Source organism: Streptomyces sp. NPDC051662 (assembly GCF_040681655.1).
In the GTDB taxonomy this organism is placed as follows: domain Bacteria; phylum Actinomycetota; class Actinomycetes; order Streptomycetales; family Streptomycetaceae; genus Streptomyces.
This window is the reverse complement of record NZ_JBFAZD010000054.1, coordinates 14,456-27,750: the sequence shown is the minus strand read 5'-3', so window position 1 is coordinate 27,750 and position 13,295 is coordinate 14,456. Positions and strand designations below refer to the sequence as shown.

Sequence of the window (13,295 nt, the reverse complement as noted above, 5' to 3'; positions counted from 1 at the left end):
GAAATCACCATCCGCCGATTGTGGAAACCTGTAGTCGAGGGAAATCAGAAAAGCCGTGTTATAAACGTCGCCGCAAATATCAAGCAGGGAGAAAGTAATGCCTGAATCGCCGCTCAGCCAGGCCGCAGACGCAAAGCGCCGGAGGGACATCGGCGGGGAGGTCAGCGCCCTTATGGACGGGCATCGCGCCCTGACCGAGGCACCGTGGTACCCGTCGAGGGCCGGTGACCTGCTCGTGGTCACGATGGAGGCCACCGGGCACGCTCCGCGCTGGACCGAGACGTATGAGGTGTTCGAGGACGCCGAGCAGGGGCGCGTGCTGTGCCAGGTCGGCCACACCGCGCCCGAGGCGGACGCGGGCATGGCGGGGTGGTTCGCCGGTCCGCCCGAACTCCACGGCGGCGACCCGTTCGAGACGCCGTGGATGGAGGCCGGCGCAGATCGCCTCACGGTCATCCGGGACGGCCGGATCATCTACCAGGGCCGCCACGCCTCGTCCTCCCACGAGGACCGGCAGCAGAGCCCTGCCGGCGGTAAGAGCAGCGATCCCATCGAGGGTTTCGTCTTCACCGCCTGCCAGTTCCTCGCCCTGGACGAGGACGGCCGTCAGGTGCCCGGCCGCACCCTGGATCTGTCGGTGCACGGATGGGCGCTCTACCGGCCCGAGCCTGGCGACCGCGGCGAGCGGTTCGAGGTCCGCCTGGACCTGGACGCGTTGCTGCCCCTGCCCACGACCAGCCTCCGGGGACACGACGTCCACCTGTGGGCATACGACACGCGGTGGCGTGCGTACGTCGAGGTGTGGCTGCACCGCGTGGCCTTCGGCCCTGCGCAGCGCGGCGCCGGCTGGACCGAGCTATCCGGCCCCGGCCTCGGACGGTCCCTCCACATCGCTCACGCCGTGCCCGTCCCGGCCGCTGTCGATCCGGCTCCCGCCTGGTGGGCCCCTGGGACGAACTGACCCCAGCAGCAGCTGCTCGCGCGCAACTGGTCTGAGGGATAATGGACGACGGCGGGGTCGCCCTCAGTTCGGATGAGGGCGGCCCCGCCGTCGTGTACTCGGTTATCCCGGGCAGTGGTGGTCAGACTCCGATGCCCACGGATGACACGTACGCGTAGGCGGCGTAGTCGGAGTCGAGATCGTTGATGATGTCTTCCCAGATCTCGTCCATCAGCGAATCGTCTTTGGCTTCCCACGCGTCCACCAGGTCGTCCCAGAAATACCGTCCCTGGATGGACCGTTGCTGAAGTGTGGGGCGCTTTCGCTTCTCATCGACGGTGGACTGATCAACCGGGTAGATCTCCATCCGGCGCCCGCGCCCGTCGTTGTTGAGGAGCTTTTTCAGCTGACCGGAGTCGAGCAGGTTTTCGCGGCGGCGGTCCCAGTACGCGTTATCGACCTTTTCCCGGCTCGCACGTGATGGGCTCGCTTTTCCCGTGGCCCATGACCTCAGGGTCCGGGGGGTGACGCCCTGGGCGCGCAGTGCGGCACGTCCGGCGGTGGAGTCGAGATAGCGCAGGCGGGCGTTGAAGCCGCGCTTTGAGGTGACCGGAGATTTGATTCCGGATTCGTGCACAATGCGCGCGATTTCCCGTGACAGGGCCTCAGCCCCGGTCATTCCGGCCGCATTGTATTTCCTCCACTCCCCCCAGCGTGCCCACAGGCCCGGTGATCCCATTTACTTTCCTCCCAGCGTGTAGACGTTCTTTTCCTTGACCTGATTCAGGTTGCGGCCCTCAGGGAAAACAGCCCGCCAGTCTCCGGCGACATGCAGTTCGTCGGTGCCTGACATTTCCACGACGGTGAGACCGGCCGCGCGCGCTTTGTCTGCTTTCAGCCACAGATTCGCGAATGCCTGTGAGCGGATGATGTGCATCCAGTCTGGCCGCCGCATGTCGCGATTGCTGCTGGATTCTCCGATCGTGGACACGAACTTAGAATACATGGATTTCACGTACAGTTCGGCCAGTTCATTACCATTCTCAATGGCTTCTTTCCGTACGTCCGCCAGGGCGCGCCGGAGCTTTTCGAGCAGTCCTTCGGTGCTGCCGGACGTCCATGACTCCCGGATGAGCGGTGTGGCACACAGGTCGAGGTGGGCGCAGCGCAGCAGCAGCCGCAGCGTGGCCTCGGTGACCCAGAGGTTTCCGGGCTCCTTGCGGGCGCCGAGCGGGTTGGGGAGGTCCTCGTGTTCCCATTCGCCCGGGGTGATCAGGTGGACTCCGGCCCTTTTCCTGTTGTGCTCGCCGGTCGTGTCCTGGACGAGTTTTCCGATGGGGAGGTGGGTTTTCATGGCGGCCAGGTAAGCGGCGTTCATGTCCAGCCGGAACACGGTCAGTTCGGTTTCACCGGCCCGCGCCGCTTTCGCCAGGGGCGCGTTGCGCCACTTCGGGCGGCCCTCCCAGATCATGTCCGGGCCCTTCTGTGACTTCTTTTTGAGGATCTCCTCGGTGGGCGGGAAATCGGAGTGCTCGTACCGGCCCCCTACGCGGGAAATCCTGAACAGCTCCATCACGTCCGGGATCGCTTTTTTGATCAGCGCTTGTCCGGCGGCGTCGATATCGCCGCCGCTTTCCCGGAGCGCGGTCGATACACGGTCGCTGATCATCTCTGCGAGCGATCCGGCGGCGGGCCCGGGTGCGCGGCGGGGCGTGCGGGGCGGCGGCGCGGTCTGCGGCGAGGCTCCGCCGGCGGCCAGGTCGTCGCCGGAGGGTGCGGGAGCGGGCTCCGGTCCGGGAGGGGCGACGCACCATCCCATGGGGTGTTGGGGCCGTCCGCCCGCCCGCGCGGTAGCGGGCTCGCCGCACAGCACGCACGGCTGCTGCTCCTCCTGGACGAGGCGCCCGTCCGGGCTCCGGTCCGGCGCGAGCGGAACAGGGGCGGGGGCGGGGGCAGGCTCACTCGTTCGGATGGCCGCTCCGGGCGCGGGTACCGCAGCAGCAGGGGGTGGGGGCGGAACGGGCGCTGCCTGCGCCGTGGTGACCGCGAGGACGGGGATGAGGGTCTGGGGCCCTCCGGCCTGCCGCCGCCCGGCAGACAGGCGCTCAGCGGCGTGTGTGGGCCCGGCGAGCAGGTCGAGCACGGGCAGCTGGTAGTGCGCGGCGAGCAGATCCACGTCATCCAGCGACCAGTGCGCCCGCCCGCTCTGCTTGCGGGACACCTGCGTCTGCGCCTGCCCGATGCCGGCCGCCAGATCACTCTGGCGCTCGCCGCACCGCATCCTCAGCGCCTCGATCGTGAGCCTCAGCGTCTCTTCTGTACTCATAGACATGATGCCATTCTAGCATCCCCTATGCCGATTTTGCATAGGGGATGCTAGATGTTGCTGCATATCAGGCCACCGACAGGCCCGGCCCGCACACCCAGCCGACGCAGCGCGGCGGCAGAGCCGACGCGTGCGAGGAGGCGCTCCGCACCTCCCGCCCGCGCCTTCCCTGCCTCTTCTTCCGGGCCAGGGCGGTCGTGGGGTGCTCTGAGGGGGATGCCAGACCCCCCGACCACGCCCCCATGTCTTGAACGGGGTTCGTCGGCCCCGGGGGAACGGAAAGTTCTGGCCCCACCCCTCGAACGGGCGGACGACCGATCACCCGGGCCCCTGACGGCCTCTTCTCGCTGGCTGCGCTTGTGCGCGGACCACCGGCCGACCCGGCGGTCGAACGCCTGGCGGAGCCACTTCTCACCGTTTTGGTGGGGCCTGAACTACCCGGCGGAGACACCCCCACGGGCGTGGTGGCCTGCGGGAACCCGGAGCGCGTGCGAGGACTCGCGCAAGAGATGCCGCAGGAGATCACGCAGGAGTTGGCGCCCCGGACTCGACGCGGCGCCTGCGGCCCGGCCTCGCTACGGCCGCTACGGTCCGTGCATGACCACCGCTCCACGACGCATGCTCGGCACCGGACCCCGACCCGCCCCCGCCGACCGGTCACCGCGGATCCCCGGGCGGACCGTGGCCGACCGCGCCGCCGACGCCGAACTGACACCCGAACCGCACCCGACCGCCGGCGCCCCACCGCGCCGCGTCCTCGGGACCGGCCACCAGGACCAGGACGTCGCCGAGCCGAACTGAGCGTTCCGAACCCTGAAATGGCAGGCCCGACAAGTGTCCCGTCTCACCGGCTCTTGCATCGCCCCTGGTCACGGCCTCGCCCATAGGCAAGATCAAATGAGACGGGACATCAGGAGACGGGGGTCTTGTGGCCGCGTCCCGGCCCGTGGCCCGGACGGGATTCCCACCACAGGACGCAGCGGCGGGGGTCGAGCCAGTGCCCGCCGCTGAGCGTCGCCAGCGGCTTCGGATGGGGCACAGTGCCCGGCGTACGGGGGGTGCGGGCCGCCCGGCTGAGGGCCTGAGCGAGCGCCTGTGGGGTGGTGTCGCACAGAGCGGCGGCCTCCGCGCGGGTGACCAGGGGCGGGTGTCCCGCCTGCTCCGCACGCCACATCTCCAGTACCTCCAGCGCGAGCGCCTCGGTGGCGTGGAAGCTGCGCCGGCTGACCAGGGGCATACCGTGTCCGGCCCGCGTTTCGGCGCGGAAGGGGTCGGCGTCCCGGCAGGACGTCTGCGAGCGTGCTTCGAACAGTTCGGCCGTGGTGCCGTCGGCGCGGGTGATGCGGTGCCGGATGGTGCTGAGGGTGCGCCAGGCCGAGACGTCCGCGGCAAGGGCCCGGTCGACCCGGTCCACCTGCGTGCCGGGCTGCTCGGTCCAGTCGCGGGCGTCCAGCCAGGTCATCCACCAGTCGTCCGGATCCAGGGCGGCGAGGTTCTCCGCTCGCAGGATCCGGACGAGGAGCGGCCCGACGGCGTCGAGGCGTCGAGGCCGCCGGCCGGACGACTCCCAGTCCTGGTCCATGCGCAGGCTGTGCGGAGCGTGGGTGGACACCCCGACGAGCAGTCCGTCCGACCACACCGACACGTCCGTCCCGCCCACGTCGAACCGGCTGTCGGTGTGGAGGAGCTGCGGACCCGCGGCGGATTCGATCGTCTGCCCCCGGGCGGGGTCGACGTCAGGCGCATAGGCGTCGACATCGGCTGCACTCAGGAAGAAGAGGTCTCCCTGCGGTGCGGGCTGGCGGATACGGACGCGGGTGGCCTCGGCCGGGACATCGAGAGGCGGCGTGGGCATGGGATGCTCCCTTCACAGAAAACATGTCACAACAACTATGACATCTTTTCTGGGGGGACGCCAGAGGTTCGGAAACAGGCACCGACGGCCCCTCGGGTGCGGTCGACCATGCGGAGCGCCTCCAGAAACGGCTGTACGCCACCGTGAGCGCGATTCCCGGACTGGATCACCCGGGAGGGCGGCAACGCCGCGAACGGCGCTCACGGTGGCGTACAGCCGCCTTCCTGGCGGTCTGTCAGGTGTGGGCCATGTCCACGAACCGCGAGTAGTGGAGCTGCGCGGCGACGGTCACCCGGGCCGTGGGCCCGAACCTGTTTTTTTCGACCGTGAGGTCGACCTCGCCGGCACGCGGCGACTCGGGTTCGTCCGTGTCCGGCCGCTCGATCTTGATCACGATGGACGCGTCGTTCTTGATCGCCCGCGACTCGCGCATCAGGCCGTCGTCGTTGAGCTGCGACAGGGCGATGACGTGGCAGTCGAGCTGCACCGACAGATTTTTCAGGCCCCGGGACACCGCCGCTACGGCCTGCTCGCGGGTGATGCTGCGGTTCTGCTCGACTTCCACGAGCTGGAGGTAGTCGACCACCAGGAGCGCGAGCCCGCCGTCACGGGCGCAGGCCCGCGCCGCTGACGCGATGTCACCCAGTGAAGCGCCGTCGGGCCGGTAGACCCGCAGCGGCAGCGCCCTGAACAGCTCCGGCCCCAGACGCCTGACGGTCTCCCAGCCCTCCGCAGTGAGACCCCCCTGATGCGTCAGGTGGTGAAGCGCGATCTTCCCCTCAGCGGCGGCGATCTTCTGCATCAGCTCGGTGCCGCTCATCTCCAGCGAACTGAACATCACCGGGGCGCCCGTCTTCGCGGCGGCCACCGCGGCGTTGAGCGCGAACGTGGACTTCCCCACGCCGGACGCGGCCCCCACCACGGTCACGTTGCCCGGCCGCATCCCCGACGTGAGCGCGTCCAGGTCCGCAAACCCGTACGGCAGACCGACCTTCCGGCCGTCCTGGATGTCCTCCAGGTCCGCGACGAAGTTGAGGTACAGGTCACCGACCGCGGGCGGCGCCTCGTGCAGGCCCGGGGTCCCCGCGACGATCTCGGTGAGCTGCTGCTCGACCAGCTCGCGGACCTCGCCCTCGTCGCCGGCCTCGCTGTAGGCGTACTCCACGATGCGCTGCGCCGACTCGATGACCGCGCGCCGGTACGCCTTGGCCCGCACGATCCCGGCGTAATACGCGCCGTTCGAGGCGCTGGGCACCGCCTGCACGCAGGTGTGCAGGTACGAGGCGCCACCGACACGGGCCAGCTCGCCGCGCCGGGTCAGTTCGTCGGCGACGGTGATCGGGTCCACGGGCTCACGCGCCGCGTGCAGGTCGCACACCGCGCGGTGAATCGTCGCGTGCGCCGGCCGGTAGTACTCCCCCGCGACGATGCCCGTTTCGAGGATCTCGGCGAAGAACTGGTACGCCGCGCTGCTCGGGCTCCCGGAGAGCAGCAGCGACCCGATCACCGACTGCTCGGCGTCGAGATCCTGCGGCGGCACGCGGGTGAACCCGGCCGGCTGCCCCGAGTCACCGCCGGGGACATCGCGGTGCTGGGCGGGAATGCTGGTGGACACTGGAGGTCTCCTGTTCGGTTCAGGCGAGCGGGGGAATTCGCGGGCCGCTCCCCGGCATGGGAGCGGCCCGCACCGGCTTTGTCAGACCGGCACGGCCATCGCGCAGTCCATGCAGCCCTTCCGGTAGCGGGCCGGATGATCCGGACACCGCTCACGGCCGGGCCCGGCCTGCCCCGGGATCGGCGCCCGCGACCGCTCGCAGTGCATCACCAGGTCCACCCAGCCATTGCCCGGCATCTCCGCCGCACGCGCCGCCAGCCACTCCACCGGACGTCCCGCAGCCAGCAGCTCCACCGCCTGTGCCCGCAGCGCTCCCCTGGTTCCGTTCAGCAGCTTGCGGCCCGCCGCCGCCTCGTACGCGTCGACCACCACATCAGCCCCCTCCGGTTCCGGCGCAGCCGCCTCTCTCTCTCGGTCCGAGCCGTCACGCCTGCGACGGGCGGGAGAGAGATCTTCTTCTGCTCCGCAGGAGGAAGTGTTCTTCTTATGCGTCGGCTGAGCCTGCGCAGGCTCAGCCTGCGCAGGGAAATCCGACTTAGGTTCTGACCTGGGCTTTTGCGTCTGGCCTGCCTGGCGCGGATTTTCCGACTTAGGTTCTGACCTGGGCTTTTGCTCGGAGGGCGTCTCCCAGGGGGCTTCGACGCCGATCAGCAGCCCGTTGGGCATGTCCGTGATCTTGAAGACTGTGTCCCCGAGCTGACCCAGCTCGTTGCGCTCGCGCTCCCGGTGCAGGTAGCCGTACTGCTCCAGCTCCTTCAAGGCGCTGGTCAGCGCGTCCCTGCCCTCCGGCCCCCCGGCCAGCAGCGACGCCATCGAGACGCCGAACCCGTCGCGGTGCGACAGGATCTCCCCCAGCAGCCCCCGCGCCCGCCGCGACAGCCGCCGGTCTCGAAGCGCCAGGTTGTAGACCTGGGTGAAGTTCTCCCGGAAGACGTCGGCCGCCATCGGCCCCCGCTCGATCCGGCCGCTGAAACCGCCCGTCTTCCCGCTCACCGGGCCGCCCCCGCCCCGGCCTGGCTGGTCAGGGCCTGTCCCTGTGGTGCTGTGCGGGGAACTCCACGTACGCTCATCAGTGAGCGCACCTCCTTCTCAGGTGCTTGGCCGGCCCCCGGGGTTGCAGCCCCGGACCGGCTCGTTCGGGCCCCGCCTTCTGGCGGGGCCTGTTTCGTTGTCGGGCCATGCTTACGCAGATCGGCTCCATGTCGCGCAAGGAACGCCCGGCGGGCAGGTTCTCAAATCTCGCGGGCAAGCCAGCGAGCCTTCAGGGCCCCCCGCCGTTCTGCGTGCCGATCGTGTTGGTGGCTGCGGGCCCCTGCTCACCATCGGACGCCTTGTAGTAATCGCTGCTTGCAGGCTGAACTGGCCATTTTGCAGAAGCCCCACGCGACACAGGAAACCCCACGGCGAACAGCGCAGCCGACATTCTGATGTCTTGCACTTCCGCGATTCTTTCAGGTTTGCGACCTTTTCCCTGGAAATATGTTACGCGAATTGCGCGCAATAGCGGGACTCCCGTTTTTGGCATCAGGAGAATTTCCGCTTCTTCCGGTGACGGCATTCGCGCGGATACTTCTTCTCGCCAATAGAGCGGACGGTCTGCCCACTTTTCTAGCCGGTCGTACATTCCGCCGACGCCGGTGTTTCCGCTCAGCGAGGGAAGCTCTTCCGTTACCCATGCGGGTAGCCAGGAATCTGCGAGCTGGCGGTGTTCGTCGCGGCTTGGGTCCCCGATGACCCGCTTCCTGACCGTGAGGAGCGTGGACGGCTCAACGCCCAAGAGTTCGGCGACGTCCGCGGGCACGGGCGCGGTGGTGATGCGGGTCTGCTCGCCGTCCGGGTGGGGAAGAGCACGCCAGTGCTGGACTTCGGGGCCGGAGTAGTAGCCCAGCTCATCCCGCTCGATCCGGCGGTGCCGGACGATCAGGCGTACACGATCCGGATGGGCCTTGACGAAGACTCCCGCCCGGCGCCGACTCTCTACCAGTCCCTCGCGTGTCAGCATCCCGATTGCCTTGCGAACGGTGATGTCGCTGACGTCGTGCGTAGCGGCAATGTCCCGCATGAGAGGCAGAGGGGTACCCGGCGGGTACTCCCCCGAAGTGATCCGTTCTCGCAGCTCACCAGCGATTTCCTCGTACCGAGCGGCCATCTCCCAGTCCCTCCGTTGATCAGTCCAAGGGGACTTACCGTATACGCCAACCCTTGCCTGTGCCTACCTCTAGCGTATACGTTATCTCTCGGCAGGCCAGAGCGGCCCCCGGTTGGAGCCAGGGGCCGCGCCGTGCCTTGGTGCTCGCACCAAGGCATGTGATCGCCGGGCGTTTGAGCGCCCGGTTGGGCTGTCGGGCCAATCCACAGGTTGAGGGCAGAGAGGGATCCGACGTGACGATGGTGTCAGAGCAGGTCAGTCGCCGCTTACGGGCGGGGCTGGCGGAGGAGATTGAGCGCCAGGAGCGCGAGGACAACGAGCGGGGGCCGGAGCCGGAGGCGTTGCGGCTGGCGCGCGGGTTGTCGGCGCGGCGTTCGGATGGTCCGGCGCGTGAGCTGCTGGATTCGTGGTTCCGGGAGTACGCGCCGATGGTCCGGCGTGTCGTGGCGCGGAACGTCCGCTTCGGGGACGAGCACCTGGCGGACGACCTGGCGCAGGACGTGTGGGTGGAGGCGTGGCAGTACCTGCTGCGCGGCAACACGGTGGTCCGGCCGGCGGGTCTGCTGGCGCGGATGGCGCGGTCCCGGGTGGCGGCGCACTACCGGTCGGCGTGGGTGCGGCGTGAGCAGGCCATGGATTTCCAGGACTACGAGCCGGCGGTTGACCGGCTGGTGTCGTGGATCGGGGCGGCGGCGTGAGCGCCCCGGGGACGGTGCTGGCGGTGGTGCTGGGGCGCCATGGCGAGGAGTGCCGGTGTGAGGGCGCGTGTGGTGCCGAGCACCCGGGCCTCAGGTGCCGGGCGGGGTTTTTGAACCCGGTGGAGCTGCTCGCGGCTCCGTACCCGCTGCCGCTGACGGAGCACGAGACGGCCGCCGCTCCGGTGGAGGCGCTGCGGCCGTGGTGTGTGCCGTGCTGGCGCAGGGCGAAGCGCCGCAACGTCGAGTTGGCGGCGGAGCTGCGCCGCCAGGCGCTGGACGAGGCGCAGGCGGCGCTCCCGATGGATTTGTTCGGGGGTGGTCGGTGATGGCGTACGGGCAGATGCGGGTGCTGGTGGTCGACCGGGCGGTGTCCGCTGTGGCGCACGCGGCGCGGGTGGGGCGGCTGGCGGTGCGGTTGGCGACGCAGACGCGGATGGGTCCGTCGGACCTGTATGCGGCGGTGGCGACGGCGCGGTTCATGGCGGCGCACGAGCTGATCGAGCGCGCGGAGACGGCCTGCGCGGACGGCGACGAGATCGAGCTGATTCAGATTCGGCAGCCGCTGTGGTTCGGCGGCGCCACGATCGTGGAGGACGACCAGTGAGCAGGAATGAAGACATCCGCGCCGGGTGGCGCACCGAGGACCCCAATGCGGATCTTCGGGAGGGTCTCCAGGACGCTGCGGATCAGGCCCGGCGGCAGCGGCGCCAGGCTGGCGAGTGGGACTGGGCGGACAGCACCCGGACCACCCGGCAGCGGGGCCCCGAGGCGCCGCGCCCGGTGGACCCTCCGACGGTTCCGGGTCCGAGCCGCGGTTCCCGTACGGCGGCTGCGGCCGGTGCTGCGGCCGGCGGATTCGTCGGCGCGGCCACCGGGTCGTTCATCCCGCCGCTGACCGTGAATGTCAACGGCCGCAACGGTGGCGGTGGGCGGGGCGGGAACGGCGCCGGCGGTGGTGCGGCGGCCGGGACCGGTGACAGCGACCGGCACCAGGGCGACCGGCTGATCTACGCGATCGAGAGGATCGAGCTGCGCGGCGACAAGGACATCGTGGCGCTGGCCCGCGCGATCAATCACCTCGGGCGGGAGTTGCACCTGATCCTCGGCATGTCGGCGGAGGAAGTGAACGGCGTCCTGTCCACCTACAAGGGCAAGTGGTACTTCTTCGGCGGCTCTTCGAAGATCAAGGCCCGTCTCGTCTCTGCCCACCTGAAGGTCAGCGCGGAGGCCGCGAAGGCGCTGGGTGTGGGCGCGCTGAAGATGGCGGCCTCTTTCAACCGGCACTTTGTCGAGCCTGAGCGGGAGGCCAAGCGCCGCAAGGACGGCGCCAAGAAGACCCCGAAGCGCCGCGAGTTCACGATCGGAGAAGGCTGATGGGACGCAAGAACAACCCGGCGCCGGTGAACACGTCGTCGGAGATCGTGCCGGTCGGCAAGGGCGGCATCGGCGGATACCTGCTCGGCAAGATGCTGCCGTACACCGCTCCGTGGATCGGCGCGGCGACGCTCCCGCCGCTGGCTGGCTTCGCGACAAACGCCATGTGGGGTGACGCCCCGCTGTCGGCCGGTCTGGCGTCGGCGGCCCTGGCGGTCGGCGGCGCGGGCCTCACCGCGGTGACGTGGAAGGCGACCCCGGCCGCATCCAAGTTCGGGAAATTCCGCCGGGCTCAGGCCACCGCGTCCGTGGCAGCCGGGATGGGCTGGCTCACCTGCGCCACGGCCGCCGGCCCCTTCGGCAGCCCGCTGATGGACACCTGGCTGCTCGGGGGCGCGCTCTTCGCGACGTCCTGGAACCTCCGGCAGATCCTGCGCAACGGCGCCTCCGGCGACGTCGAGGAGACCAACGGCGGCGGCCTGGCCGCGCTCGCGTCGGCGATCGGCTGGGAAAAGGTCAAGGTCAAGGACGCGAAGGGCTCCGGCAAGGGCACCATCAAGGCCGAGGTCGAGGTCGCGCCCGGCGGGACGATCGCGGATGTGCAGGGCACCACCGCGAAGCTCGCCGCCGCTCTCCAGGTCCCGCCGGCCGGTGTCATCGTCACCCCGGATCCGGACAACGCGGCCAGGGGCACCCTGTCGCTGCGGGTGGCCGACCTGCTGAAGGGAGGCGTCCCCTTCGCGGCGCCGACCACGCTCGGGCTCCTGCCGACCGAGGACATCCCGGTCGGCTTCTACGCCGACGGTGAGGTCTGGGCGCTCAACCCGTTCGCCGCCGCGATCCTCCAGCACGTCCTGGTGATGGGCGTGACCGGCGCGGGGAAGAGCGAGTTCATGCGCGGCCTGGTGGTCCACCTGGCCACCCGCCGGAAGATGACCATCTTCCTGGTGGACGTGGCCAAGGGCCGGCAGTCGGTCGGCCGCCTCGCAGACGGCATCGACTGGCTCATCGAGGACAAGAAGACGGCGAAGCGTCTGCTGCGGGCGCTCCCGGCCGCCATCACGGCGCGCGCCAACGTCCTGGCCGATGAGGGCCTGGACCAGTGGACCCCCGAGTCCTCGCTCAACGCGATGCTCGTGTGGATCGAGGAGGCGGCCGACCTCGCCGACTTCAACGAGCTGAACGAGATCGCGGCCAAGGCCCGCTCCGTCGGAATCTGGCTCGGGATCAGCCTCCAGCGCGCCACCTGGACCAACATCAGCACGGACATCCGCGCGAACCTCCAGGCGGCGGTCTGCTTCGGCGTCAACGAGGCGTCGGACGCGTCGTTCGCCCTCCCGGACTTCGTCACCGACACGGGCGCCGTCCCGTCGTGGGGCGCCCGCCGGCCCGGCTACGCGATCGCGACCGGCATGGGCATCCCGGAGGAGCGCTGGACCACGGAGGTCCGCTCCGGCCTGACCGACCACGCGGTGCTGGCCGACCTGGTGGCCGCCGCCGCGTTCGTCCGCGATCCGCTCGACGAGGTCACCGCCACCGCGCTCGGTCAGGCGTACGCGCAGCGCGCCCACAAGGGCACCAACCGCACGACGCCCGGCGTCGGTGTCGGTGTCGGCGGGGCCGTTCCGCCCGAGCTGGCCGGGATTCCGGTCGCACCCCTGCCCGGCTCCGCCCCCGCAGGCGGCCACTCCGCCCCCGCCGACACCGACGCCGGATACGACGAGATGGACGACGACATGCTCAGCAGCCAGGAGGAGGACGCTCAGATCGAGTACGAGGAGGCGCGCGAGGAGATCCTGGGCGGGATCCCGGCCGACCCCGAGCCGGACGCCGCCTACGCCTCGCTGCGCCTGGAGGACGACGTCGACCCGGACGTCGACCCGGACGGCGAGATGGACGGCGAGATGGAGTTCGGGCCGGCCGAGGACGACTCGGTGTCGACCGAGGAGGCGCGCCACATCCTCTACCTGGAGATGGATGAGTGGGTGCGTACGGGGCGGCTGGAATTCGAGCCCGCCGACCTGATCCCGGCCACGGTCGCGGCGCAGCGCAAGCGCCCGTGGATGCAGGGCGAGTTGAAGCGCCTGGTCGAGGCGGGGCTCATTACGCGCGACGGGCACGGGTCGTACTCGATCCTCCACTCCCCGCTCCAGCCCGCCTAGCCGTCACAATCCGTGACGGCGTGACAGTCACGGCCGGGCCTGACTTCCGACAGTCAGGCCCGGCCGGGGCCTATAGAGAAGTCACCGAACTTTGCACGTGACAGCCCTGACAACCGCCTCTGACTGTCAGAAATCCCCCTCCTGACAGTCCCCCTGACAGTGACTCAGCGTGAGGA

The 13,295-nt window shown here is 69.7% G+C and carries 13 protein-coding genes; 7 read left to right on the top strand and 6 right to left on the bottom strand.

Translation table 11 applies throughout. The annotated features are described in order from the left end of the window. Window positions 1–97 precede the first annotated feature (97 nt). Window positions 98–961: a hypothetical protein gene (locus AB0M67_RS41200; protein ID WP_365753306.1), complete on the top strand. Its 864-nt coding sequence runs from the start codon at window positions 98–100 to the stop codon at window positions 959–961. 121 nt (window positions 962–1,082) lie between these two features. On the opposite strand, the gene AB0M67_RS41195 is transcribed toward AB0M67_RS41200, so the two are convergent. Both AB0M67_RS41195 and AB0M67_RS41190 read right to left on the bottom strand, forming a co-directional pair. Further along, window positions 1,083–1,619, bottom strand: coding sequence for a hypothetical protein (locus tag AB0M67_RS41195; RefSeq protein WP_365753304.1), 537 nt, complete (start codon window positions 1,617–1,619; stop codon window positions 1,083–1,085). A 60-nt stretch (window positions 1,620–1,679) separates the two neighbouring features. After that, window positions 1,680–3,272, bottom strand: a complete 1,593-nt coding sequence (locus AB0M67_RS41190) for a helix-turn-helix transcriptional regulator (RefSeq protein WP_365753303.1) — start codon at window positions 3,270–3,272, stop codon at window positions 1,680–1,682. A gap of 591 nt (window positions 3,273–3,863) precedes the next feature. Between AB0M67_RS41190 and AB0M67_RS41185 the strand changes: the two genes are divergently transcribed. Beyond that, complete coding sequence (locus AB0M67_RS41185; RefSeq protein ID WP_365753301.1) at window positions 3,864–4,067, top strand: hypothetical protein; 204 nt, start codon at window positions 3,864–3,866, stop codon at window positions 4,065–4,067. Between the two features lie 109 nt (window positions 4,068–4,176). Here the strand turns inward: AB0M67_RS41185 and AB0M67_RS41180 are convergent, their stop codons facing one another. The 4 genes from AB0M67_RS41180 to AB0M67_RS41165 all read right to left on the bottom strand — a co-directional run bounded on the left by AB0M67_RS41180 (window position 4,177) and on the right by AB0M67_RS41165 (window position 8,885). Then, window positions 4,177–5,121, bottom strand: a complete 945-nt coding sequence (locus tag AB0M67_RS41180) for a hypothetical protein (protein WP_365753299.1) — start codon at window positions 5,119–5,121, stop codon at window positions 4,177–4,179. Between the two features lie 235 nt (window positions 5,122–5,356). Further along, window positions 5,357–6,736, bottom strand: a complete 1,380-nt coding sequence (locus AB0M67_RS41175) for a DnaB-like helicase C-terminal domain-containing protein (RefSeq protein WP_365753297.1) — start codon at window positions 6,734–6,736, stop codon at window positions 5,357–5,359. Between the two features lie 81 nt (window positions 6,737–6,817). Further along, entirely contained in the window at window positions 6,818–7,729 is a 912-nt protein-coding gene (locus tag AB0M67_RS41170; protein ID WP_365753296.1) for a hypothetical protein, read from the bottom strand. A gap of 268 nt (window positions 7,730–7,997) precedes the next feature. Continuing rightward, window positions 7,998–8,885, bottom strand: a complete 888-nt coding sequence (locus tag AB0M67_RS41165; protein WP_365753295.1) for a GntR family transcriptional regulator — start codon at window positions 8,883–8,885, stop codon at window positions 7,998–8,000. A 239-nt stretch (window positions 8,886–9,124) separates the two neighbouring features. Between AB0M67_RS41165 and AB0M67_RS41160 the strand changes: the two genes are divergently transcribed. From AB0M67_RS41160 to AB0M67_RS41140, 5 genes are read left to right on the top strand one after another with little or no spacing between them, the layout of a single operon-like run. Then, a complete protein-coding gene (locus tag AB0M67_RS41160; protein ID WP_365753308.1) occupies window positions 9,125–9,583 on the top strand; it encodes a sigma factor in 459 nt (152 codons plus the stop codon). Beyond that, window positions 9,580–9,909, top strand: coding sequence for a hypothetical protein (locus AB0M67_RS41155; RefSeq protein WP_365753293.1), 330 nt, complete (start codon window positions 9,580–9,582; stop codon window positions 9,907–9,909). Before AB0M67_RS41160 ends, AB0M67_RS41155 begins: the two co-directional genes overlap by 4 nt. Beyond that, window positions 9,909–10,187, top strand: coding sequence for a hypothetical protein (locus AB0M67_RS41150; RefSeq protein ID WP_365753292.1), 279 nt, complete (start codon window positions 9,909–9,911; stop codon window positions 10,185–10,187). Before AB0M67_RS41155 ends, AB0M67_RS41150 begins: the two co-directional genes overlap by 1 nt. Continuing rightward, on the top strand, window positions 10,184–10,957 hold the full coding sequence (locus tag AB0M67_RS41145; protein ID WP_365753291.1) for a hypothetical protein: 774 nt from the start codon (window positions 10,184–10,186) through the stop codon (window positions 10,955–10,957). Before AB0M67_RS41150 ends, AB0M67_RS41145 begins: the two co-directional genes overlap by 4 nt. Then, entirely contained in the window at window positions 10,957–13,119 is a 2,163-nt protein-coding gene (locus tag AB0M67_RS41140; RefSeq protein ID WP_365753290.1) for an FtsK/SpoIIIE domain-containing protein, read from the top strand. The genes AB0M67_RS41145 and AB0M67_RS41140 overlap by 1 nt, the downstream gene beginning before the upstream one ends. The last annotated feature ends 176 nt before the right edge of the window (window positions 13,120–13,295 follow it).

Coding starts and splice junctions, on each gene's coding strand:
- AB0M67_RS41160 (WP_365753308.1), top strand. CDS start 9,125: ATGGTGTCAGAGCAGGTCAGTCGCCGCTTACGGGCGGGGCTGGCGGAG.
- AB0M67_RS41185 (WP_365753301.1), top strand. CDS start 3,864: ATGACCACCGCTCCACGACGCATGCTCGGCACCGGACCCCGACCCGCC.
- AB0M67_RS41150 (WP_365753292.1), top strand. CDS start 9,909: ATGGCGTACGGGCAGATGCGGGTGCTGGTGGTCGACCGGGCGGTGTCC.
- AB0M67_RS41195 (WP_365753304.1), bottom strand. CDS start 1,619: ATGACCGGGGCTGAGGCCCTGTCACGGGAAATCGCGCGCATTGTGCAC.
- AB0M67_RS41165 (WP_365753295.1), bottom strand. CDS start 8,885: ATGGCCGCTCGGTACGAGGAAATCGCTGGTGAGCTGCGAGAACGGATC.
- AB0M67_RS41140 (WP_365753290.1), top strand. CDS start 10,957: ATGGGACGCAAGAACAACCCGGCGCCGGTGAACACGTCGTCGGAGATC.
- AB0M67_RS41200 (WP_365753306.1), top strand. CDS start 98: ATGCCTGAATCGCCGCTCAGCCAGGCCGCAGACGCAAAGCGCCGGAGG.
- AB0M67_RS41180 (WP_365753299.1), bottom strand. CDS start 5,121: ATGCCCACGCCGCCTCTCGATGTCCCGGCCGAGGCCACCCGCGTCCGT.
- AB0M67_RS41190 (WP_365753303.1), bottom strand. CDS start 3,272: ATGTCTATGAGTACAGAAGAGACGCTGAGGCTCACGATCGAGGCGCTG.